This is a genomic window from Streptomyces sp. 2P-4, from assembly GCF_030167965.1.
In the GTDB taxonomy this organism is placed as follows: Bacteria; Actinomycetota; Actinomycetes; order Streptomycetales; family Streptomycetaceae; genus Streptomyces; species Streptomyces globosus_A.
In genome coordinates this window covers 2,034,360-2,055,572 of the sequence record NZ_CP095011.1, presented here as the reverse complement: position 1 = coordinate 2,055,572, position 21,213 = coordinate 2,034,360, and the positions used below count along the sequence as shown (strand labels likewise).

At 73.7% G+C, this 21,213-nt stretch carries 21 protein-coding genes and 1 pseudogene; 20 read left to right on the top strand and 2 right to left on the bottom strand.

The features are described from left to right. Window positions 1–11 precede the first annotated feature (11 nt). The 11 genes from lepB (MUK52_RS08515) (at window position 12) to MUK52_RS08465 (ending at window position 9,607) form a co-directional block, all read left to right on the top strand. Window positions 12–794 (top strand): signal peptidase I, encoded by a 783-nt coding sequence (lepB, locus tag MUK52_RS08515; RefSeq protein WP_114054378.1) that lies wholly within the window; start codon window positions 12–14, stop codon window positions 792–794. Continuing rightward, window positions 787–1,671 (top strand): signal peptidase I, encoded by an 885-nt coding sequence (gene lepB, locus MUK52_RS08510; protein ID WP_114054379.1) that lies wholly within the window; start codon window positions 787–789, stop codon window positions 1,669–1,671. The genes lepB (MUK52_RS08515) and lepB (MUK52_RS08510) overlap by 8 nt, the downstream gene beginning before the upstream one ends. Before the next feature lie 110 nt (window positions 1,672–1,781). After that, on the top strand, window positions 1,782–2,666 hold the full coding sequence (lepB, locus tag MUK52_RS08505; protein ID WP_114058498.1) for a signal peptidase I: 885 nt from the start codon (window positions 1,782–1,784) through the stop codon (window positions 2,664–2,666). A gap of 42 nt (window positions 2,667–2,708) precedes the next feature. After that, the gene (gene lepB, locus MUK52_RS08500; protein WP_284575412.1) at window positions 2,709–3,512 is read left to right on the top strand and encodes a signal peptidase I; all 804 of its coding nucleotides are present in this window, start codon (window positions 2,709–2,711) and stop codon (window positions 3,510–3,512) included. Then, complete coding sequence (locus MUK52_RS08495; RefSeq protein ID WP_284575410.1) at window positions 3,502–4,020, top strand: NUDIX hydrolase; 519 nt, start codon at window positions 3,502–3,504, stop codon at window positions 4,018–4,020. Before lepB (MUK52_RS08500) ends, MUK52_RS08495 begins: the two co-directional genes overlap by 11 nt. Window positions 4,021–4,063: 43 nt before the next feature. After that, entirely contained in the window at window positions 4,064–4,372 is a 309-nt protein-coding gene (locus MUK52_RS08490) for a DUF2469 domain-containing protein (protein WP_006139554.1), read from the top strand. Window positions 4,373–4,512: 140 nt separating this feature from the next. Continuing rightward, window positions 4,513–4,884, top strand: coding sequence for a YraN family protein (locus tag MUK52_RS08485; protein WP_284575397.1), 372 nt, complete (start codon window positions 4,513–4,515; stop codon window positions 4,882–4,884). Then, a complete protein-coding gene (locus tag MUK52_RS08480; protein WP_114054383.1) occupies window positions 4,884–6,518 on the top strand; it encodes a YifB family Mg chelatase-like AAA ATPase in 1,635 nt (544 codons plus the stop codon). The genes MUK52_RS08485 and MUK52_RS08480 overlap by 1 nt, the downstream gene beginning before the upstream one ends. Then, on the top strand, window positions 6,515–7,951 hold the full coding sequence (gene dprA / locus MUK52_RS08475) for a DNA-processing protein DprA (protein ID WP_246042352.1): 1,437 nt from the start codon (window positions 6,515–6,517) through the stop codon (window positions 7,949–7,951). The genes MUK52_RS08480 and dprA overlap by 4 nt, the downstream gene beginning before the upstream one ends. A 209-nt stretch (window positions 7,952–8,160) precedes the next feature. Continuing rightward, entirely contained in the window at window positions 8,161–8,997 is an 837-nt protein-coding gene (whiG, locus tag MUK52_RS08470; RefSeq protein WP_114054384.1) for an RNA polymerase sigma factor WhiG, read from the top strand. A gap of 52 nt (window positions 8,998–9,049) precedes the next feature. After that, window positions 9,050–9,607, top strand: coding sequence for a TetR/AcrR family transcriptional regulator (locus MUK52_RS08465; protein WP_114054385.1), 558 nt, complete (start codon window positions 9,050–9,052; stop codon window positions 9,605–9,607). Window positions 9,608–9,674: 67 nt separating this feature from the next. On the opposite strand, the pseudogene MUK52_RS08460 reads toward MUK52_RS08465, so the two are convergent. Continuing rightward, window positions 9,675–10,163, bottom strand: a pseudogene (locus MUK52_RS08460) (peptidoglycan DD-metalloendopeptidase family protein); the annotation flags it as partial. 252 nt (window positions 10,164–10,415) lie between these two features. On the opposite strand from MUK52_RS08460, the gene rpsB reads away from it, so the two are divergent. The 9 genes from rpsB to MUK52_RS08415 all read left to right on the top strand — a co-directional run bounded on the left by rpsB (window position 10,416) and on the right by MUK52_RS08415 (window position 20,283). After that, window positions 10,416–11,282, top strand: coding sequence for a 30S ribosomal protein S2 (gene rpsB / locus MUK52_RS08455; RefSeq protein WP_114054386.1), 867 nt, complete (start codon window positions 10,416–10,418; stop codon window positions 11,280–11,282). A gap of 136 nt (window positions 11,283–11,418) precedes the next feature. After that, window positions 11,419–12,255, top strand: a complete 837-nt coding sequence (gene tsf, locus MUK52_RS08450; protein ID WP_114054387.1) for a translation elongation factor Ts — start codon at window positions 11,419–11,421, stop codon at window positions 12,253–12,255. A 162-nt stretch (window positions 12,256–12,417) separates the two neighbouring features. Next, window positions 12,418–13,197 (top strand): UMP kinase, encoded by a 780-nt coding sequence (gene pyrH, locus MUK52_RS08445; protein WP_114054388.1) that lies wholly within the window; start codon window positions 12,418–12,420, stop codon window positions 13,195–13,197. Window positions 13,198–13,282: 85 nt separating this feature from the next. Beyond that, a complete protein-coding gene (gene frr / locus MUK52_RS08440; RefSeq protein ID WP_114054389.1) occupies window positions 13,283–13,840 on the top strand; it encodes a ribosome recycling factor in 558 nt (185 codons plus the stop codon). Beyond that, window positions 13,840–14,916 carry a phosphatidate cytidylyltransferase gene (locus MUK52_RS08435; protein ID WP_114054390.1) on the top strand — a complete coding sequence of 359 codons (1,077 nt, stop codon included), beginning with the start codon at window positions 13,840–13,842 and terminating at the stop codon, window positions 14,914–14,916. Before frr ends, MUK52_RS08435 begins: the two co-directional genes overlap by 1 nt. Before the next feature lie 162 nt (window positions 14,917–15,078). Beyond that, the gene (gene rlmN / locus MUK52_RS08430; protein ID WP_114054391.1) at window positions 15,079–16,194 is read left to right on the top strand and encodes a dual-specificity RNA methyltransferase RlmN; all 1,116 of its coding nucleotides are present in this window, start codon (window positions 15,079–15,081) and stop codon (window positions 16,192–16,194) included. Between the two features lie 272 nt (window positions 16,195–16,466). Then, a complete protein-coding gene (locus tag MUK52_RS08425; protein ID WP_284575394.1) occupies window positions 16,467–17,570 on the top strand; it encodes a thiamine ABC transporter substrate-binding protein in 1,104 nt (367 codons plus the stop codon). 65 nt (window positions 17,571–17,635) lie between these two features. Next, on the top strand, window positions 17,636–19,252 hold the full coding sequence (locus tag MUK52_RS08420) for an ABC transporter permease (protein ID WP_114054393.1): 1,617 nt from the start codon (window positions 17,636–17,638) through the stop codon (window positions 19,250–19,252). Then, complete coding sequence (locus tag MUK52_RS08415) at window positions 19,252–20,283, top strand: ABC transporter ATP-binding protein (RefSeq protein ID WP_174250353.1); 1,032 nt, start codon at window positions 19,252–19,254, stop codon at window positions 20,281–20,283. Before MUK52_RS08420 ends, MUK52_RS08415 begins: the two co-directional genes overlap by 1 nt. Here the strand turns inward: MUK52_RS08415 and MUK52_RS08410 are convergent. Further along, window positions 20,280–21,212, bottom strand: a complete 933-nt coding sequence (locus MUK52_RS08410; RefSeq protein WP_114054394.1) for a DMT family protein — start codon at window positions 21,210–21,212, stop codon at window positions 20,280–20,282. The genes MUK52_RS08415 and MUK52_RS08410 overlap by 4 nt on opposite strands. Between the last annotated feature and the right edge of the window lies 1 nt (window position 21,213).

Sequence of the window (21,213 nt, the reverse complement as noted above, 5' to 3'; positions counted from 1 at the left end):
GGCTCCCCCCGATGGACACCGAAGCAGAGCTCACCGAACGCGGCCACTCCTCCCCCGGCACGGGGGAGGGGCGGCCGCGTTCTGCTTTTGCCCGGTTCCTCGCGCCGGACGGGTGGCGGCGGCTGTCCCCGCTGCGCGGGGCCGCCCTGCTCGGAGTGGCCTGCACGGTCTTCCTGCTGCTGCTCGCCGGCTTCGTCGTCCAGCCCTTCCTGATCCCGAGCCGGTCCATGGAGCCCACGCTCCGGGTCGGCGACCGGCTGCTGGTGAACAAGCTGGCGTACCGTTTCGGCGACGCGCCGCGGCGCGGCGACGTGGTCGTGTTCGACGGCACCGGCTCGTTCGTGCCGGAACCGGACGGGGCGCCGGGCCCGCTGGCCGGACTGCTCGGCGGGGCGGCCTCCGCCCTCGGCATCGGCGGGCCGTCCGACTCCGACTTCGTCAAGCGGGTCGTCGGCGTCGGCGGGGACGACGTCGTCTGCTGCGACGCCCGGGGGCGCCTCGCGGTCAACGGGGTGCCGCTGGCGGAGCCGTACCTGTACCCGGGCGACGCTCCCTCGAAGGTGCCCTTCCGGATCGTCGTCCCGCTGGACCACCTCTGGGTGATGGGCGACCACCGGTCGCAGTCCCGGGACTCCCGGGACCACCTCGGTGCGCCGGGCGGGGGGATGGTGCCGGTGGAGAAGGTCATCGGGCGGGCCGACTGGATCGGCTGGCCGCCCTCGCGCTGGGGCCGCACCGCCCCGCAGCCCGGGCCGGCCGCCCCGGCGCCCCCCTCCGGCGGCCGCCATGGGTAGCCGGGGCCGGCAGCGCAGCGAGCGCGAGCGCCGCCGACAGGCCGCCCGGCCGGCCCGCGCTGCCGCCGAGCCCGCCGCCGAGGAGGCCCCGGCGCCCGAGCCGGGCGGGCGGGCCGAGCGGCGACGGCTGGCCCGCCGCGTCCGAAGGCGCCGGCGCACCCGGCGCGCCGGCGAGCTCCCGCTGCTCGTCGTCGCGGCGCTGTGCATCGCCCTGCTCCTCAAGACGTTCCTGGTGCAGGCCTTCTTCATCCCTTCCGGCTCCATGGAGGAGACCATCCGGATCGGCGACCGGGTCCTCGTCGACAAGCTGACCCCCTGGTTCGGCTCCCCGATCGAGCGCGGCGACGTCGTCGTGTTCAAGGACCCCGGCGGCTGGCTCAAGGGCGAGGCGGCGCGCCCGCCGCGCGACCCCGTCGTCGTCAAGCAGATCAAGCAGACGCTGACCTTCATCGGCCTGCTGCCCTCCGCCGACGAACAGGACCTCATCAAACGCGTCATCGGGGTCGGCGGCGACACCGTCGCCTGCTGCGACGCCAAGGGGCGCGTCACCGTCAACGGCGCGCCGCTGGACGAGCCGTACGTGAAGCCCGGGAACTCCCCCTCCGACATCAGGTTCGAAGTCGCCGTGCCGCCCGGCCGGCTCTTCGTCATGGGCGACCACCGCTCGAATTCGGCCGATTCCCGCTTCCACCTCGACGAGGCCTTCCAGGGCACCATCTCGGAGGAGGGCGTCGTCGGCGAGGCCGTCGTCATCGCATGGCCGTTCGACCACTGGCGCAGGCTGGAACAGCCCGCCACCTTCCTCACCGTTCCCGATCAGCAGCGGAGCGGGCGGCGCGGCCGCAGCGGGCGCCGCGGTGGCGCACCCGTCGCATAGTGTGTCCTCGGTCTCCCGCGCCTTAGGGAACTCCCGCTCGTTAAGGGAGGGGAGGACCCGTGCCGAACCGGCCGGGCGGCAGTTCCGAGTGAGGAGTGGATGTGGGGGACGTGGCGGTAGGCGCACGGTCCGGACGCGACGACGGCGAGGAGCGCCCGGCCGACGCCGGGCACATTGCCGGTGGCGCGGCCGGGGACGACGCGGAGGACGGCGCCGAGGCGCAGCCGCAGCGCTCGTTCTGGAAGGAGCTGCCGCTCCTCATCGGCATCGCCCTGCTGCTCGCCCTGCTGATCAAGACGTTCCTGGTGCAGGCGTTCTCGATCCCCTCGGACTCGATGCAGAACACCCTCCAGCGCGGCGACCGCGTCCTCGTGGACAAGCTGACCCCCTGGTTCGGCTCGGAGCCCGAGCGCGGCGAGGTCGTGGTCTTCCACGATCCGGCGAACTGGCTGGCCGGGGAGCCGACCCCGGAGCCCAACCTCTTCCAGCAGGTCCTCAGCAAGATCGGCCTGATGCCGTCCGCAGACGAGAAGGACCTGATCAAGCGGACCATCGCCATCGGCGGGGACACGGTCGAGTGCAAGAAGGGCGGCCCGGTCGTCGTCAACGGCAAGCCGCTCGACGAGCCGTACATCTTCCCCGGCAACACTCCCTGCGACGACGCGCCGTTCGGGCCGCTCAAGGTGCCCGAGGGCAAGATCTGGGTGATGGGCGACCACCGCCAGAACAGCCAGGACTCCCGCTACCACATGCAGGACTCCACCCAGGGCTTCGTCCCCGTCGACAAGGTCGTCGGGCGCGCCGTGGTCATCGCGTGGCCGGTCACCCGCTGGTCGACCCTGCCGGTTCCGGACACGTTCGACCAGCCGGGCATCGGCAACCAGGCCCCGGCCAAGGCGCTGAGCGCCGCCCCGGCCGCGCTCGGCCTGGCCGGGGCCGTCCCCCTCGTCCTGTGGCGCCGGCGGAGGCTGACCGGCGGTACTACCGGCAGGTAGGGTGCCGCCCAGGGTGGTCCATCCCGGACAGGGGGCGCAGCCATGGGCGGTACGCAGGACAGCACAGCGCAGGACAGCAGCGGAACGCAGGGAGCTGCACGCGGGACCGGAGGCGGCGGCCGCGGTGCAGGCAGCGTCCTGTCGGGCGTCGCCGTCGCCGTCGGGTTCGTCCTCTTCCTGGGCGGCTTCGTGTGGGGGGCCGTCGTCTACCAGCCCTTCACGGTGCCGACCGACTCGATGGTGCCGACCGTCAGGCCGGGCGACCGGGTCCTTGCCCAGCGGATCGACGGCGCCGAGGTGCGCCGCGGCGACGTGGTCGTCTTCACGGACACCCGGTGGGCCGACGCACCCATGGTCAAGCGGGTCGTCGGTGTCGGCGGCGACACCGTGAAGTGCTGCGGTGCGGGCGGCCGGCTCACCCTGAACGGCCGGGAGCTCGACGAGCCGTATGCCGACCTCGACGACCCGGGGGCGGCCGCGAGCGGACTGCGGCCCGCGTCGCAGACCCCCTTCGAGGTGACCGTCCCGGAGGGCAGCCTCTTCCTCCTCGGCGACCGCCGCGCCGCGTCCCTCGACTCGCGGGCCCACCTCCAGGAGGCCGGGCAGGGGACCGTCCCGCGCTCCGCGGTGCGGGGCCGCATCGACGCCGTCGCCTGGCCCTCCGCGACCATGGTCGGCCGGCCCGCGGCGTACGCGGACCTGCCCGGCGGAACGTCCCGGCCCGGGCCGTTGCGCATCCAGCTGGCCGCGGCCGCGGGCGGGGCCGCGCTGGTGCTGCTGGGCTGCGCGTACGGGCCGCTGGCGCGGACGCTCGCCCGCCGGAGGGAGCAGGCCGGTGCCCGCTGAGCAGGCCGGCGCAGCCGGCTTCCGCAAGGTGTCCCGGGTGGTCCTGCTCGACCCCGCTGACCGGATCCTGCTGCTGCACGGCTTCGAGCCCGCCACGCCCGAGGTCGACTGGTGGTTCACCCCGGGCGGCGGGCTGGAGGGCGCCGAGACCCGCGAGGAGGCCGCCCTGCGGGAACTCGCGGAGGAGACCGGCATCACCGCGGCCGAGCTGGGGCCGGTGCTGTGGCGGCGCCAGTGCGCCTTTCTCTTCGACGGGCGGCTCTGGGAGCAGGACGAGTGGTACTTCCTGGCCCGGACGGGGCAGACACGCACCGAGACGACGGGTCTCACCGAGCTGGAGCGCCGCAGCGTCACCGGGGCCAGGTGGTGGACCGCGGAAGAGCTCCTCGCGACCCGCGAGACCGTCTACCCCAAGCGGCTCGCCGAGATGCTGGCGGCCCTGCTGGCCGAGGGCCCGCCGGGCGCGCCGGTGGTCCTCGCGCCGGAAATCGACCGGCCGCCCGCGTGACTGCCGCACAATGGGGGGACGCACGGCTGAAGGGGAACATGCCATGAGCGCCGAGGACCTCGAGAAGTACGAGACCGAGATGGAGCTGAAGCTCTATCGGGAGTACCGCGACGTCGTCGGGCTGTTCAAGTACGTGATCGAGACGGAACGCCGCTTCTACCTGACGAACGACTACGAGATGCAGGTGCACTCGGTCCAGGGCGAGGTGTTCTTCGAGGTGACGATGGCCGACGCCTGGGTGTGGGACATGTACCGGCCGGCCCGCTTCGTCAAGCAGGTGCGCGTGCTGACCTTCAAGGACGTGAACATCGAGGAGCTCAACAAGAGCGACCTCGAACTGCCCGGCAGCTGATCGCGGCGGCCCGGCCGCGTCCTCCTGCGGCGCTCCTGTCCCCCTGACGGGTGAGGGCGCCGTCCACAACGGCCCCTCCGTCCACCAAGATCCACTCCCTTCGGCGGTCCGCGGGACCGTGGCCGTGGAGGTGGTGCGCGATGGACGCGAAGGGCGTGGCGCGGCAGGCGATGGGGCGGTACGGCGAGGAGCTCGCCGTGCGGCGGCTGGCCGAGGCCGGCATGACCGTCATCGAGCGGAACTGGCGGTGCCGGGCGGGGGAGATCGACATCCTCGCCCGGGACGGGGACGCGCTCGTGGTGTGCGAGGTCAAGACACGGCGCGAGGGGCCGTACGAGCACCCGATGGCCGCGGTGCGGCCCGGCAAGGCCGAGCGGCTGCGCAGGCTCGCCGGGCGCTGGCTCGCCGACCACGGCGGACCGCCGCCTGGCGGGGTGCGGATCGACCTCGTGGGGGTCGTGCTGCCGCGGCGCGGGGCGCCCGTCGTGGAGCACGTCAGGGGGGTGGCGTGATGGGATTCGCGCGAGCCTGCTCGGTGGCCCTCGTCGGCGTCGAGGGCGTGGTCGTCGAGGTCCAGGCAGACCTCGAACCGGGCGTGGCGGCCTTCACCCTGGTGGGGCTGCCCGACAAGACCCTGGTCGAGAGCCGGGACCGGGTGCGGGCCGCTGTCGCCAACTCCGGCGCCGCCTGGCCCCAGAAGAAGCTCACGGTCGGGCTCAGCCCGGCCTCCGTCCCCAAGGGCGGATCGGGATTCGACCTCGCCGTCGCGGCAGCGGTCCTCGGGGCCGCGGAGGTCGTCGACCCCGCGGTCATCGCGGACCTGGTCCTGATCGGGGAGCTGGGGCTGGACGGCCGGGTCCGGCCGGTGCCCGGCATCCTCCCGGCGGTGCTCGCCGCCGCGGAGGCCGGCCACCGCCACGTCGTCGTGCCGCGGGGCTGCGCCGCCGAGGCGGAGCTGGTGCCCGGGGTCTCGGTGCTCGGCGTCGGCAGCCTGCGCCGGCTGATCGCGGTGCTGACCGGCGCCGACGAGGCGGCCGCCGAGCCCGAGGAGGAGGCCGGGCCGCCCGGCCCCGGGTCCTCGGCCCTGCTGGTGCCCGGCGCGGGGCTGGGCACCGGGGTACTGTCCGGCCGGACGGCGGAGGGCGGCCCGGGCGACCTGCCGGACCTGGCCGACGTGGCCGGGCAGCAGGCGGCCCGCCGCGCCCTGGAGGTGGCCGCCTCCGGAGGGCACCACCTGTTCCTGAGCGGGCCGCCGGGCGCGGGCAAGACGATGCTCGCCGAGCGGATGCAGGGCATCCTGCCGCCGCTCACCCGGCAGGACTCCCTGGAGGTGACCGCTGTCCACTCGGTCGCCGGGATCCTGCCGCCGGGCGACCCCCTCGTCACCCGCGCCCCGTACTGCGCGCCGCACCACTCGGCCACCATGCAGTCCCTCGTCGGCGGCGGTGCCGGGGTGCCGCGGCCGGGGGCCGTCTCCCTGGCACACCGCGGAATCCTCTTCCTGGACGAGGCCGCCGAGTTCGGCGCGAAGGCGCTGGACGCGCTCCGCCAGCCCCTGGAGTCCGGCCGGGTGGTCATCGCCCGGGCCGCCGGGGTGGTGCAGCTGCCGGCCCGCTTCCTGATGGTCCTCGCGGCCAACCCCTGCCCCTGCGGGCGGCACGGGCTCCACGGAGCGGGCTGCGAATGCCCGGCCTCGGTGGTCCGGCGGTACCAGGCCCGGCTGTCCGGGCCGCTGCTGGACCGGGTGGACCTGCGGGTGGAGGTCGAGCCCGTCGGCCGCTGCGACCTGGCCCGGCCCGGCAGCCGCGGCGAGCCGACGGCCGTCGTCGCCGCCCGGGTCCTCCAGGCCCGGGAGCGCGCCGCCGCCCGGCTCGCCGGGACGCCGTGGCGGCTCAACGCCGAGGTCCCCGGACACGAGCTGCGCACCCGCTGGCCGGCCGCCGCCGGGGCGCTCGCGCAGGCCGAGCGGGACCTGGAGCGCGGCCTCCTCACCGCCCGCGGGCTCGACCGGGTGCTGCGGGTCGCCTGGACCGTGGCCGACCTGCGGGGCAACGACCGCCCCGACGCCCTGGACGTGGCCGTCGCCCTGGAACTGCGCACCGGCGTGGCCCGCGGCGCCGCCCTCGCGGCTGGAGCCGCGCCATGACCCCGCCCGCCGCCCCCGAGCCGCTGCCGGGCTCCGGGCCGCCGCACGGTCCTGGCTGCGGGCCGATGTCCGGAATCGGGCAGCCGCACGGCCCTGGCTCCGGTCCGGTGCCGGGTTCCGGGCTGCCGCACGGCTCGGGGCCCGGGCCGCTGCCGGGCTCCGTGCCGCCGGGTTGCTCCGGCTCCGGGCCGCTGCCGGACGGCGGGCCGCTGGGCGGCCCCGGTTCCGAGGGCCGGGGCCCGGCCGAGGTGGAAGGCGGGCACGGGGGATACGAGGAGGAGCTGCTCGCGCGGGCCGCGCTGACGCGGGTCCTCGAACCGGGCGACGTGCACGGGGGCCGGTGGCTGCGCATGTACGGGGCCGCCGCCCTGGTGCGGCTGCTCACCGGGGCCGACCCCGAGCCCCCCGAGCTGGCCGGGGCGGGGCGGCAGCGGGTCGCGGGATACCGGCTGCGGGCCGCCCGGGCCGATCCCCGCGCCGACCTGGACCGGGCGGCGGAGCTGGGCTGCCGGTTCCTCTGCCCCGGCACCCCGCAGTGGCCCACCCAGCTCGACGACCTCGGCGACGCCAGACCCGTCGGCCTGTGGGTGCGCGGCACCCCCGACCTGCGGACCTGGGCGCTGCGATCCGTCGCCCTCGTCGGGGCGCGGGCCTGCACCCCGTACGGGGCGCACATGGCGCACACCCTGGCCGCCGGCCTCGCCGAGCGCGGCTGGGTCGTGGTCTCGGGCGCCGCGTACGGGATCGACGGCGCCGCGCACCGCGGTGCGCTCGGGGCCGGCGGGGCGACGGCCGCGGTCCTGGCCTGCGGGGTGGACACCGCCTACCCGCGGGGCCACGCCGGGCTGCTCGGCGCCATCGCGGGGCAGGGCCTGGTGCTCGGCGAGCTGCCGCCGGGCAGCCATCCGACGCCGGCCCGGTTCGTGCTGCGCAACCGGGTCATCGCCGCCCTGACCCGCGGCACCGTCGTCGTCGAGGCGGCCTACCGCAGCGGCTCGCTCGTCACCGCCCGCCGGGCCCGGCAGCTGGGCCGGTTCACGATGGGCGTCCCCGGGCCCGCCACGAGCGGGCTGTCGGCCGGGGTGCACGAGCTGCTGCGCGGGGAGGCGGTGCTCGTCACCGACGCGGCCGAGGTGGTCGAACTCGTCGGCGGGATGGGGGAGCTGGCGCCCGAGCGGCGCGGGCCGGTCCTCGCCCGCGACCTGCTGGACCCGGACACCGCTCGGGTGCTGGACGCACTGCCGGCCGCGGGCCCGGCGCAGGCCGGGGACATCGCCCTCGCCGCTGGGGCCGGCACCGATGAAGTCATCGGCAGACTGTACGAACTTCACTCTCTGGGGTTCGTCGAACGGCTTGGCGACGCCTGGCGGTTGGCCAAGAGGACACGCCGGGAAGGCACACGAACCGGTGGCGAACGGCGAGGCGGTCGGTGACCTGGGGCGTTCCGGTGAAAGAGTGAAGCCGATGAATACCGCGGTCTTTCCGCCGGCAGCCGCCGGGACCGGGCGCCCGGCGCCGGTCCCGGGCCGTCCGTGCGATCCGGGACGCCTCCGGGGCCTCATACGATCCCGTACTCTTCGCGCACCGCGACTACCTCGTCACGCTACGCTCACAAGGAATCCGGCTCCGGCAAAGGCGAAGCATGCCCCAGCACACCTCACGGTCCGACCGCGCTGCTGTGCCCACCGCTGCCCGCGGCGGCGTGCGGCCCACCGCGCCCTCGTCCCTGGAGGCGCTGTGGCGCTCGTACAAGGCCTCGGGTGACGGGCGGCTGCGCGAGCAGCTGATCCTCCACTACTCGCCCCTGGTCAAGTACGTCGCCGGCCGGGTCAGCGTGGGCCTCCCGCCCAACGTGGAGCAGGCCGACTTCGTCTCCTCCGGCGTCTTCGGGCTGATCGACGCCATCGAGAAGTTCGACCTCGACCGCTCCATCAAGTTCGAGACGTACGCCATCACCCGCATCCGCGGCGCCATGATCGACGAGCTGCGGGCGCTCGACTGGATCCCGCGCTCCGTGCGGCAGAAGGCGCGGGCCGTCGAGCGGGCGTACGCCACGCTGGAGGCGCAGCTGCGCCGCACCCCCACGGAGCACGAGGTCGCCGCCGAGATGGGCATCGCCGTGGAGGAACTCCACGCGGTGTTCAGCCAGTTGTCACTGGCGAACGTGGTCGCCCTGGAGGAGCTGCTGCATGTCGGCGGGGAGGGCGGCGACCGCCTCTCCCTGATGGACACCCTGGAGGACACCGCCGCCGACGACCCCGTGGAGGTGGCCGAGGACCGTGAGCTGCGCAGGCTGCTGGCCCGCGCCATCAACACGCTGCCCGAGCGGGAGAAGACGGTGGTGACGCTGTACTACTACGAGGGCCTGACCCTGGCCGAGATCGGCAACGTCCTCGGCGTCACCGAGAGCCGCGTCAGCCAGATCCACACCAAGTCGGTGCTGCAACTGCGCGCAAAGCTGGCGGATGTGGGGCGCTGACCCGCCGGTACCTCCGTACAGTGGACGGGTGCCCAGGATTCGAGCGGCCTCCGTGGCCGAGCACCGGTCGATGCAGCGCGGCGCCCTGTTGGACGCGGCGCGCTCCCTGCTGTCCGAAGGCGGGACCGACGCCCTGACCTTCCCCGCCCTGGCGGAGCGGACCGGCCTGGCCCGGTCCTCCGTCTACGAGTACTTCCGCTCCCGCGCCGCCGTCGTCGAGGAGCTGTGCGCGGTGGACTTCCCCGTCTGGGCCGCGGAGATCGAGTCGGCCATGGAGCAGGCCGCGACGCCCGAGGCGAAGATCGAGGCCTACGTGCGCAGCCAGCTCGGCCTCGTCGGGGACCGGCGCCACCGGGCCGTGGTCGCGATCTCGGCGAGCGAGCTGGACGCGGGCGCCCGGGAGAAGATCCGCGCCGCGCACGGCGGCCTCGTCGCGATGATCGTGGAGGCGCTGGCCGCGCTGGGCCAGGAGGAGCCGAAGCTGGCGGCGATGCTGCTCCAGGGTGTCGTCGACGCGGCGGTGCGCCGCATCGAGCTGGGCGCGGCCGAGGAGCCGGCCGTGGTGACCGAGACGGCCGTCGCGATGGCCCTGCGGGGCGTCCGGGGCTGAGCGCCGCCCCCTCGGCGGGCAGCAGCCGCGGCGCCGGTCGCGGGAGCAGGCCCAGCGGGTCGAGGTAGTCCCCGCCCGCGAGCAGGCCCCAGTGCAGGCAGGGCCGCGGCCCGCAGTGGCCGCCCTCCGCCAGGACGGCCACCACCTGCCCGGCCGTGACGGCCTCCCCCTCCTCCACGAGCGGCCGCACCGGCTCGTACGTGGTGCGCAGGCCGCCCGGCAGCGTGAGCGACAGCACCCCGCGCCCGGCGACCGGCCCCGCGTGGTGCACCCGCCCCGGCCCCACCGCCCGCACCCGCGCACCCACCGGGGCCGCCAGGTCCACGCCGCGGTGCCCGGCGGCGTACGGGGTCGGCGGCGGATCCCACCAGCGGGCCACCACCAGCGGACCCGGCAGCGGCCGCACCGCTCCCGCCGGCACCGCCCCCGGCGCATGCGCGGGCGCCCGCGCGCCCGCGGGGGCGCGGGCGGGGGCGTCCGCCTCCGCAGCCGGGCCCGGGGCCGCCGCGCGGGCGGTGAGCAGCAGCAGTGCGATCAGCAGTGTCGTCACGGTCATGCGGCCAGCGTGCCCCCGCCGCCGCGGGGCGGGGGCGGGCCTGTGGACGGCGGGCCGGTTGTGGACGGCGGCGTCACCTGGCATACCGCCCGGTCCCGTACACTTCTTACGGCGATCCGGGTCACCGGGTCGACTTCGCACGCCCCGGGGCCGGTCGGCAAGACCGGGTGCCGGCGTCTCTCGGTCCCCTTCGGCGGGGGCAGGACGCAGCGGGGCGTCAGGACCAAAACCGAGAAAACCAAGGAGATGGCCATGGCCGTCGTAACGATGCGGGAGCTGCTGGAGAGCGGCGTCCACTTCGGTCACCAGACCCGTCGCTGGAACCCGAAGATGAAGCGCTTCATCTTCACCGAGCGCAACGGCATCTACATCATCGACCTGCTCCAGTCGCTGTCGTACATCGACCGCGCCTACGAGTTCGTCAAGGAGACCGTCGCGCACGGCGGCTCCATCATGTTCGTCGGTACCAAGAAGCAGGCCCAGGAGGCCATCGCCGAGCAGGCGACGCGCGTCGGCATGCCGTACGTCAACCAGCGCTGGCTCGGCGGCATGCTCACCAACTTCTCCACGGTCTACAAGCGCCTCCAGCGCCTGAAGGAGCTCGAGGCGATCGACTTCGAGGACGTCGCGTCCTCGGGTCTGACCAAGAAGGAGCTTCTGGTCCTCTCCCGCGAGAAGGCCAAGCTGGAGAAGACCCTCGGTGGTATCCGCGAGATGCAGAAGGTGCCCAGCGCCGTCTGGATCGTCGACACCAAGAAGGAGCACATCGCCGTCGGCGAGGCTCGCAAGCTGAACATCCCGGTCGTCGCGATCCTCGACACCAACTGCGACCCCGACGAGGTCGACTACAAGATCCCGGGCAACGACGACGCGATCCGCTCCGTCACCCTGCTCACCCGCGTCATCGCCGACGCCGTCGCCGAGGGCCTGATCGCCCGCTCCGGCGCCGCGACCGGCGACTCGAAGCCGGGCGACAAGGCCGCCGGCGAGCCGCTCGCCGAGTGGGAGCGCGACCTGCTCGAGGGTGAGAAGAAGGCCGACGCCGCCGAGGCCGCCCCGGCCGCCGAGGCTGCCCCGGCCGCCGAGGCCGCCCCGGCCGCCGAGGCCGAGCAGGCCTGACCCACTGGAGGGGCCCGGCGTTCACGCGCCGGGCACTTGCAGCACGGACGATGACGGCGGGGGAGCCGCGCCACGAGCGCGCCTCCTCCGCCGTTCACCCGTAGATCTACGACTTCGAGAGAGAAGCACAAGACTCATGGCGAACTACACCGCCGCTGACGTCAAGAAGCTCCGCGAGCTCACCGGCGCCGGCATGCTGGACTGCAAGAACGCGCTCGTCGAGGCCGACGGCGACGTGGAGAAGGCCCAGGAGGCCCTCCGCATCAAGGGTCAGAAGGGCGTCGCCAAGCGCGAGGGCCGCTCCGCCGAGAACGGTGCCGTCGTCTCCCTCATCGCCGACGACAACACCTCCGGCGTCCTCGTCGAGCTGAAGTGCGAGACGGACTTCGTCGCCAAGGGCGAGAAGTTCCTCGCCGTCGCCAACCAGCTGGCCGCCCACGTCGCCGCCACCTCCCCGGCCGACATCGAGGCCCTGCTCGCCTCCGAGATCGAGCCCGGCAAGACCGTCACCGCCTTCGTCGACGAGGCCAACGCCAACCTCGGCGAGAAGATCGTCCTGGACCGCTTCGCGCAGTTCACCGGTGGCTACGTCGCCTCCTACATGCACCGCACCATGCCCGACCTGCCGTTCCAGATCGGCGTCCTGGTCGAGCTGGACAAGGAGAACGCCGAGGTCGCCCGCGGTGTCGCGCAGCACATCGCCGCGTTCGCCCCGCAGTGGCTGTCCGCCGAGGACGTCCCGGCCGACAAGGTCGAGTCCGAGCGCCGCATCGCCGAAGAGGTCACCCGCGCGGAGGGCAAGCCCGAGGCTGCCATCGCGAAGATCGTCGAGGGCCGCGTGAACGGCTTCTTCAAGGACGCCACCCTCCTGGGCCAGCCGTACGCGCTGGACAACAAGAAGTCCGTCCAGAAGGTCCTGGACGAGGCCGGTGTCACCTTGAAGCGCTTCACGCGCATCAAGGTCGGCATCTGAGTCCGTCCGTACACGACGGGCACCGGACCCCGGTAGGGTCTGAGGCAGTCGTCCGCCTACGCGTGGAACGACCGCAGATCTGACGAGGAGGCCATTGCCGTAGAGGGAACCGCGAGGACCCACCGGCAATGGCCTTCTTCGTATGTGCACGAGGAGATCTCCATGAATCAGGGCGTGGACCCCCACAACGCTTCCGACGACAAGAGCGACCACGGGAGGAAGGGCCGCCGCTTCATGCTGAAGCTGTCCGGCGAGGCCTTCTCCGGCGGCGGCGGACTGGGCGTCGACCCCGACGTCGTCCATGCCATCGCGCGTGAGATCGCCGCGGTGGTCCGCGACGGCGCGGAGATCGCCGTCGTGATCGGCGGCGGCAACTTCTTCCGCGGCGCCGAACTCCAGCAGCGCGGCATGGACCGCGCCCGTTCCGACTACATGGGCATGCTCGGCACCGTCATGAACTGCCTCGCCCTCCAGGATTTCCTGGAGAAGGAGGGCATCGACTCCCGCGTGCAGACGGCGATCACCATGGGCCAGGTCGCCGAGCCGTACATCCCCCTGCGGGCCGTGCGGCACCTGGAGAAGGGCCGCGTCGTGATCTTCGGCGCGGGCATGGGCATGCCGTACTTCTCCACCGACACCACGGCCGCCCAGCGCGCCCTGGAGATCGACGCCGAAGCCCTGCTCATGGGCAAGAACGGCGTCGACGGGGTCTACGACTCCGACCCCAAGAAGAACCCCGACGCGGTGAAGTTCGACGCGCTGGAGTACGGCGAGGTGCTCTCCCGCGACCTGAAGGTCGCAGACGCCACCGCCATCACGCTGTGCCGCGACAACGATCTGCCGATCCTGGTGTTCGAACTGCTCGCCGAGGGCAATATCGCCCGCGCCGTCAAGGGTGAGAAGATCGGCACGCTCGTGAGCGACCAGGGAACCCGGGCCTGAGCGGTCCGCAGCCGGAGCCGGCCCCGCGCGGCCGGCCCCGCACCGCCCGCCTGAACCATCCATTCAAGACATGCAGGAGCACGTGGTGATCGAAGAAATCCTCCTCGAAGCCGAGGAGAAGATGGAGAAGGCCGTCGTCGTCGCCAAGGAGGACTTCGCCGCGATCCGCACGGGCCGTGCGCACCCGGCGATGTTCAACAAGATCATGGCGGACTACTACGGCGCCATCACCCCCATCAACCAGCTCGCGTCCTTCTCGGTGCCCGAGCCGCGCATGGCCGTGGTGACCCCGTTCGACAAGAGCGCCCTGCGCAACATCGAGCAGGCCATCCGGGACTCGGACCTGGGGGTCAACCCCAGCAACGACGGCAACATCATCCGTGTGGTGTTCCCCGAGCTGACCGAGGAGCGCCGCCGCGAGTACATCAAGGTCGCGCGTACCAAGGCCGAGGACTCCCGCGTCTCCATCCGCTCCGTCCGCCGCAAGGCCAAGGACGCCCTCGACAAGCTCGTCAAGGACAAGGAGACGGGCGAGGACGAGGTCCGCCGCGCGGAGAAGGAGCTCGACGACACCACCGCGAAGTACGTCGCGCAGGTGGACGAGCTGCTCAAGCACAAGGAAGCCGAGCTCCTCGAGGTCTGATGAACGACTCTCCCTGGGCCGCGGAGCCGGTTCCGGCGGGTCCCGCATACGATGCGCTGGTGGGCCCGCACACTCGGCCCATGCCCATCGTGCCCGATGCCGCCGGCCGTGACTTCGACGACCGGGATGCACGCGATCGGGGGGCCGCCGCTGAAGGCGGCCCCCCGTTCCGCGCCGAGACGCCGCCGCAGGAGCCCATGCCCAGCCCCCCGCCCCCGCCCTCGCAGGCACCGCAGGACGCCTCGCCACCGCCGCCCAAGAAGCGGGCGGGCCGAGACCTGCGCGCCGCGATAGGGGTCGGCGTCGGCCTCGGAGCGGTGATCTTCGCTTCCCTGTTCATCGTCAAGGCGGTCTTCGTCGGCGTCATCGTCGTCGCGGTCGTCGTGGGCCTGTGGGAGCTGACCTCCCGGCTCCAGGAGAAGAAGGGCATCAAGGCGCCGCTCGTGCCGCTGGCCATCGGCGGCGCCGCCATGGTCATCGCCGGCTACGTGCGCGGCGCCGAGGGCGCCTGGGTGGCGATGGCCCTGACCGCACTCGCGGTCCTGGTCTGGCGGATGACCGAACCGCCGGAGGACTACCTCAGGGACGTCACCGCAGGCGTCTTCGCCGCCTTCTACGTGCCGTTCCTGGCGACCTTCGTCGCGATGCTCCTCACCGCGGACGACGGCCCCCAGCGCGTCGTCACCTTCCTCGTCCTGACCGTGGTCAGCGACACGGGCGCCTACGCGGTCGGCTGGCGCTTCGGCAAGACCAAGCTGGCCCCGCGCATCAGCCCCGGCAAGACGCGCGAGGGGCTCCTCGGAGCCGTCGTCTTCGCCATGGCCGCCGGAGCCCTGTGCATGGAGTTCGCGGTCGACGGGGGCGCCTGGTGGCAGGGGCTGGTCCTCGGCCTCGCGGTCGCCGTCAGCGCCACCCTGGGCGACCTCGGCGAGTCGATGATCAAGCGCGACCTGGGGATCAAGGACATGGGCACGCTCCTCCCCGGCCACGGCGGGATCATGGACCGGCTGGACTCGCTGCTGCCGACCGCCCCCGTGGTCTGGCTGCTGCTGGCCCTCTTCGTCGGCACCGGCTGAGCCGACCGGGTTATCCTGAAGGGCGCACCACCACCGGTGGTGCGCCCTTTCCCCGTGATCGCGGGGATGCATCTGTGAGGTCTCCGGCGCGGACAGCGCCATCGCCATCGGCTCCGCACGCGCGGAGGTCGTCAGACCTCGTCGCCCTGAGGAGGACCGCACATGGCACCCCGCCCCGCTCCGGGAGAGCTCACCTTCGTCGCGCCGAAGGCCGCGAAGAAGCCGCCCCGGCACCTGGCCGACATGACGCCCGCCGAGCGCCGCGAGGCCGTCGCCGCGATCGGCGAGAAGCCGTTCCGGGCCAAGCAGCTCTCGCAGCACTACTTCGCCCGCTACGCCCACGACCCGGCCGAGTGGACCGACATCCCCGCCGGCTCCCGCGAGAAGCTCCGCGAGGAGCTGCTGCCCGAGCTGATGAAGGTCGTACGGCACATCTCCTGCGACGGTGACACCACCCGCAAGACCCTGTGGCGCCTGCACGACGGCACCCTCGTCGAGTCCGTCCTGATGCGCTACCCCGACCGCGTCACCATGTGCATCTCCTCGCAGGCCGGCTGCGGCATGAACTGCCCGTTCTGCGCCACCGGCCAGGCCGGCCTGGACCGCAACCTGTCCACCGCCGAGATCGTCCACCAGATCGTCGACGGCATGCGCGCCCTGCGCGACGGCGAGGTCCCCGGCGGCCCCGCCCGGCTGTCGAACATCGTCTTCATGGGCATGGGCGAGCCCCTCGCCAACTACAACCGCGTCGTCGGCGCGATCCGCCGGCTGACCGATCCCGAGCCCGACGGCCTCGGCCTGTCCCAGCGCGGCATCACCGTCTCCACCGTCGGCCTCGTCCCGGCCATGCTGCGCTTCGCCGACGAGGGTTTCAAGTGCCGCCTCGCGGTCTCCCTGCACGCCCCCGACGACGAGCTGCGCGACACCCTCGTCCCGGTGAACACCCGCTGGAAGGTCCGCGAGGTCCTCGACGCCGCCTGGGAGTACGCCGAGAAGTCCGGCCGCCGCGTCTCCATCGAGTACGCCCTGATCCGCGACATCAACGACCAGGCCTGGCGCGGCGACCTCCTCGGCCGGCTGCTCAAGGGCAAGCGCGTCCACGTCAACCTGATCCCGCTGAACCCGACGCCCGGCTCCAAGTGGACCGCCTCGCGGCCCGAGGACGAGCGGGCCTTCGTCGAGGCCATCGCCCGCCACGGCGTGCCGGTCACCGTCCGCGACACCCGCGGCCAGGAGATCGACGGCGCCTGCGGCCAGCTGGCGGCCTCCGAGCGCTGACGGCCCCGGCCGGGGCACCGGCCGGAGGCCCGAGAGGTGCGGAACCGGCCGCGGGGTACCCTGTGGCCGAACCAATTCCACATTCCGACAGGGGAGCGCCACAGCGCTGAGAGTGCGGTCACCGTCCACCGCAGACCCTCTGAACCTCGCCCCGGTCATTCGGGGTAGGGAGTTCGGTCACCACTCAAGCTGTTGCGCCCTGCCCGGCGTCCGCTCGCGAAGCGCCCGGCAGGGCCGCGTCTTCTCCTGGTCACACCCAGGAGGAATCACCAGTGAGCACCACCACCAGGAGACTCGCGGCCACCGCGCTCGCGACCGCCCTCGGCACCGCCGCGCTCAGCGCCTGCGGCGGCGGCAGCGGGGACGGGTCCGCGGCCGAGGACAGCGGGAAGCCGGCGCAGAAGACCGTCACGCTCGTCTCCCACGACTCCTTCGCCGTGACCGATGCGGTCATCAAGGATTTCGAGCAGCAGAGCGGCTACACCGTGAAGGTCCTCAAGTCCGGGGACGCCGGCACCGCCCTCAACCAGGAGATCCTCACCAAGGGCTCCCCCCGCGGCGACGTCTTCTTCGGCGTCGACAACACCCTCCTCTCGCGCGCCCTCGACAACGGCATCTTCACCGCGTACGAGGCGAAGGGCCTCGACACGGTCAAGCCGGAGTTCGTGCTCGACGCACAGCACCGGGTCACCCCCGTCGACTCCGGCGACATCTGCGTCAACTACGACAAGGCGTACTTCGCCGACAAGGGGATCGCCCCGCCGCAGACCCTCGACGACCTGGCCAAGCCCGAGTACAAGGACCTGCTGGTCGTCGAGAACGCTGCGACCTCCTCGCCCGGCCTCGGCTTCCTCCTGGCCACCGTCGGCAAGTACGGCGAGGAGGGCTGGAAGGACTACTGGGCCAAGCTGAAGGCCAACGGCGTCGAGGTCGTCGACGGCTGGGAGCAGGCCTACAACGAGCGCTTCTCCGGCTCCGCGGGCGGCAGGAAGGCCAAGGGCGACCGCCCGCTGGTCGTCTCCTACGCCTCCAGCCCGCCGGTCGAGGTCCTCTACGCCGAGCCGCAGCCGGCCGAGGCCCCCACAGGCGTCGCCACCGGCACGTGCTTCCGCCAGACCGAGTTCGCAGGCCTGCTCAAGGGCGCGAAGAACGAGGCCGGCGGCAAGGCGCTGATCGACTTCATGATCGGCAAGAAGTTCCAGGAGGACATGCCGCTCAAGATGTTCGTGAACCCGGTCGTCAAGGACGCGCAGCTGCCCGAGCTGTTCACCAGGCACGGCGCCGTCGTGGAGAAGCCCGAGACCGTGGCTCCCGACACCATCGCCAAGAACCGGGAGCAGTGGGTCAAGACGTGGACCTCGCTCGTCGTGAAGTAGCCGGCGCCGGCGCGGGGCCCTCAGGGACCCGCGCCGCACGCGGTGCGGCCGCCAGGCTCGCCCTGATGGCCGTGCCGCTGGCCTTCTTCGGCGTCTTCTTCGCCTACCCGGTCACCGCCATCGTCGGCCGGGGCCTGAAGACGGACGCCGGATGGCAGCTGGGCCGCATCGGCGAGGTGCTCGCCGAGCCGGGCATCGCCGGCGTCCTGTGGTTCACCGTCTGGCAGGCGCTCGCCTCCACGGTCCTCACCCTGCTGGTCGCGCTGCCCGCCGCGTACGTCTTCGCCCGGCTCGACTTCCCCGGCAAGCAGGTCCTGCGCGCCGTCGTCACCATCCCCTTCGTCCTGCCGACCGTGGTCGTCGGCACCGCCTTCCTCGCCCTGGTGGGCCGCGGCGGGCTGACGGAGGAGCTGTGGGGGGTCCGGCTCGACACGACCGTGTGGGCGATCCTGCTCGCGCACGTCTTCTTCAACTACGCCGTCGTCGTCCGCACCGTCGGCGGGCTGTGGGCGCAGCTCGACCCGCGGCAGGAGGAGGCCGCCCGGGTGCTGGGCGCGGGCCGCCTCGCCGCCTGGCGGCAGGTCACCCTCCCGGCGCTGGCCCCGGCCGTCGCGGCCGCCGCCGTCATGGTGTTCCTCTTCACCTTCACCTCGTTCGGCGTCGTGCAGATCCTCGGCGGGCCCGCGTACGCCACTCTGGAGGTGGAGGTCTACCGGCAGACCGCCCAGCTCCTGGACCTGTCCACCGCCGCCGTGCTGACGCTCGTCCAGTTCGCCGCCGTCGCGGGGATCCTCGCCGTGCACGCGTGGACGGTGCGCCGCCGCGAGCGGGCGCTGCGCCTCGTGGACCCCGCGCTGACCGCGCACCGGCCGCGCGGCGCCGGCCAGCGGCTGCTGCTCGGCGGGGTGCTGCTGACTGTGGCCCTGCTGATCGTGCTGCCGCTCGGCGTGCTGGTCGAGCGGTCCTTCGACACCCCCGGCGGCCACGGCACCGGCTACTACGAGGCGCTGGCGCAGGCCGGCTCGGGCGGCGGAACCTTCCTGGTCCCGCCGCTGGAGGCGGTCGGCAACTCCCTGGAGTACGCCCTCGCCGCCACCGGCATCGCCCTGCTCGTCGGAGGCCTCGCGGCCGCAGCCCTGACCCGGCGCGCGGGCCCGTTCGTCCGCGGCTTCGACGCGCTGCTGATGCTGCCGCTCGGGGTGTCCGCCGTGACCGTCGGCTTCGGATTCCTGATCACCCTCGACGAGCCGCCGCTGGACCTGCGGACCTCCTGGATCCTCGTACCGCTGGCGCAGGCGCTGGTCGGCGTCCCGTTCGTCGTCCGCACCATGCTGCCGGTGCTGCGCGCCGTCGACGAGCGGCTGCGGGAGGCCGCCGCCGTGCTCGGCGCCTCCCCGCTGCGGGCCTGGCGTGAGGTGGACCTGCCGCTGGTGCGGCGGGCGCTGCTGGTCGCGGCCGGGTTCGCCTTCGCCGTGTCGCTCGGCGAGTTCGGCGCGACCGTGTTCATCGCCCGGGCCGACCGGCCGACCCTGCCGGTGGCGGTGGCCCGGCTGCTGGGGCGGGCCGGGGACCTGAACTACGGGCAGGCCATGGCGCTGAGCACCGTGCTGATGCTGGTGTGCGCGGCCGCCCTCCTGGTGCTGGAGCGGCTGCGCCCCGACAAGACCTCGGGAGAGTTCTGATGACCCTGCTCGAACTGGCCGGGGTGTCGGTCCGCTTCGGCGGGCGCGCCGCCGTGGACGGCGTCGACCTGGAGGTCGACGAGCACGAGACGGTGTGCCTCCTCGGGCCCAGCGGCAGCGGCAAGTCCACGCTGCTGCGGGTCGTGGCCGGGCTCCAGCCGGTGTCGGCGGGCCGGGTGCTGCTCGGCGGCGCCGACCAGGCGCGGGTGCCCGTGCACCGGCGCGGGGTGGGCCTGATGTTCCAGGACCACCAGCTGTTCCCGCACCGGGACGTCGGCGGGAACGTCGCCTTCGGACTGCGCATGCAGGGCGCCGCCCGCGCCGCGCAGCAGGCCCGGGTGGCCGAGCTGCTGGAGCTCGTCGGGCTGCCCGGGGCCGGCCGGCGGCCGGTGTCCTCGCTGTCCGGCGGCGAGCAGCAGCGGGTCGCGCTGGCCCGGGCGCTCGCCCCGTCGCCGCGGCTGCTGATGCTGGACGAGCCGCTGGGGCAGCTGGACCGGGGGCTGCGCGAGCGCCTCGTCGTGGAGCTGCGGGAGCTGTTCACGCGCCTGGGCACCACCGTGCTGGCCGTCACCCACGACCAGGGCGAGGCGTTCGCCCTGGCCGACCGGGTGGTCGTGATGCGGGAGGGCCGCATCGCGCAGGCGGGCACCCCGCTGGAGGTGTGGCAGCGGCCGGCCTCCGAGTTCGTGGCGCGCTTCCTCGGCTTCGACAACGTCGTCCCCGCGACGGTGTCGGACGGGTCCGCGGCCACCCCGTGGGGTGAGGTCCCGGTGCCGGAGGGCTCCCCGCGCGGGGAGCACCGGCTGCTGGTCCGCCCGGCGGGCGTCCGGCTCGCCGGGGACGGGCTGGCGTGCGAGGTGGAGTCGCGGACCTTCCGCGGCGCGCACGTGGCGCTGCGGCTGCGGCCGGCGGGCGGGCCGGCCCTGGAGGCCGAGTGCGACCTGGCCGGGGCGCCGGCCCCGGGGGAGCGTGTGGCGGTGGAGTTCGCCCCGTCGGAGGTCGTCGTCATCCCCGCCTCGCCGCGGCCCTAGCAGCTCACGCCGGCGGGCTCCCGGGCCGGGGCGGCCGGGTCCGCCGCGGGTTCGGCGGCCGGGTCGGCGCCGTCGTGGTTGCCGTACCAGGCGACGGCGACCGCGCCCGCGACGGCGAGGACGAAGCCGGCCATGGCGAGCCAGGCCAGGCCCGGGCGGGAGGCGTCGCCGAGCCACAGCACGCCGATGGCGCCGGGGAGGACGGTCTCGCCGACGACCAGCGCGGCCGTCGCCCCGTTCACGGAGCCGATCTGCAGGGCGACGGTGTGCAGGTACATGCCGCCGGCGCCGGCGAGGACGATCGCGTACAGGGCGGGGTCGGTGAGCAGCGCGGCCGGGTCGAACGGGTCGATGCCGTTCAGGATGCGGACGCCGACGCCGAGGGCGCCGAAGGCGAGGCCGGACAGCAGGCCGGCGAGGATCGCGGCGCGGCCGCCGAGCAGCCGGACGGCGACCGTGCCGCCCACGATGATCAGGGCCGTCACGGCGAGCAGCCACCAGTGGGTGGCCAGGGGGGCGTGGTGGCCGCCCTGGTGTCCGGCGGCGCCGGCGAGGAGCACCAGCGCGGTGCAGACGACGCCGATGGATACCCACTCCTTGCGGGTCAGCCGGATGCCGAGCATCCGTACGCTGAGCACCGCGGTGATGACGAGGTTGGCGCTGATGACGGTCTGGGAGAGGAAGAGGGGCAGCATCCGCGAGGCGAGCGCGCCGAGGCCGAAGCCCACGAAGTCCAGGATGGTGCCGACGATGAACTCCCAGGTCATCGCCGCCTTCGCGGTCGACGACAGGTTCGGGCCGCCGTGCGCGGTCACCCCCGCGTCCGCGGGTGTGGCCCGGGCCGCGCGGCGCGAGCCGACGGCTTGCAGGACGGATCCCGTGCCGTAGCAGATGGACGCCGCTATCGCGGTCAGCAGGCCTATGAGCACC

What these genes read in the sequence shown, in the direction of transcription:
- MUK52_RS08415 (WP_174250353.1), top strand. Translation starts at nt 19,252, where the DNA reads ATGACCCTGCTCGAACTGGCCGGGGTGTCGGTCCGCTTCGGCGGGCGC.
- lepB (WP_284575412.1), top strand. Translation starts at nt 2,709, where the DNA reads ATGGGCGGTACGCAGGACAGCACAGCGCAGGACAGCAGCGGAACGCAG.
- pyrH (WP_114054388.1), top strand. Translation starts at nt 12,418, where the DNA reads ATGAATCAGGGCGTGGACCCCCACAACGCTTCCGACGACAAGAGCGAC.
- rlmN (WP_114054391.1), top strand. Translation starts at nt 15,079, where the DNA reads ATGGCACCCCGCCCCGCTCCGGGAGAGCTCACCTTCGTCGCGCCGAAG.
- dprA (WP_246042352.1), top strand. Translation starts at nt 6,515, where the DNA reads ATGACCCCGCCCGCCGCCCCCGAGCCGCTGCCGGGCTCCGGGCCGCCG.
- MUK52_RS08490 (WP_006139554.1), top strand. Translation starts at nt 4,064, where the DNA reads ATGAGCGCCGAGGACCTCGAGAAGTACGAGACCGAGATGGAGCTGAAG.
- lepB (WP_114054378.1), top strand. Translation starts at nt 12, where the DNA reads ATGGACACCGAAGCAGAGCTCACCGAACGCGGCCACTCCTCCCCCGGC.
- lepB (WP_114054379.1), top strand. Translation starts at nt 787, where the DNA reads ATGGGTAGCCGGGGCCGGCAGCGCAGCGAGCGCGAGCGCCGCCGACAG.
- MUK52_RS08420 (WP_114054393.1), top strand. Translation starts at nt 17,636, where the DNA reads ATGGCCGTGCCGCTGGCCTTCTTCGGCGTCTTCTTCGCCTACCCGGTC.
- MUK52_RS08435 (WP_114054390.1), top strand. Translation starts at nt 13,840, where the DNA reads ATGAACGACTCTCCCTGGGCCGCGGAGCCGGTTCCGGCGGGTCCCGCA.
- MUK52_RS08485 (WP_284575397.1), top strand. Translation starts at nt 4,513, where the DNA reads ATGGACGCGAAGGGCGTGGCGCGGCAGGCGATGGGGCGGTACGGCGAG.
- tsf (WP_114054387.1), top strand. Translation starts at nt 11,419, where the DNA reads ATGGCGAACTACACCGCCGCTGACGTCAAGAAGCTCCGCGAGCTCACC.
- whiG (WP_114054384.1), top strand. Translation starts at nt 8,161, where the DNA reads ATGCCCCAGCACACCTCACGGTCCGACCGCGCTGCTGTGCCCACCGCT.
- rpsB (WP_114054386.1), top strand. Translation starts at nt 10,416, where the DNA reads ATGGCCGTCGTAACGATGCGGGAGCTGCTGGAGAGCGGCGTCCACTTC.
- MUK52_RS08480 (WP_114054383.1), top strand. Translation starts at nt 4,884, where the DNA reads ATGGGATTCGCGCGAGCCTGCTCGGTGGCCCTCGTCGGCGTCGAGGGC.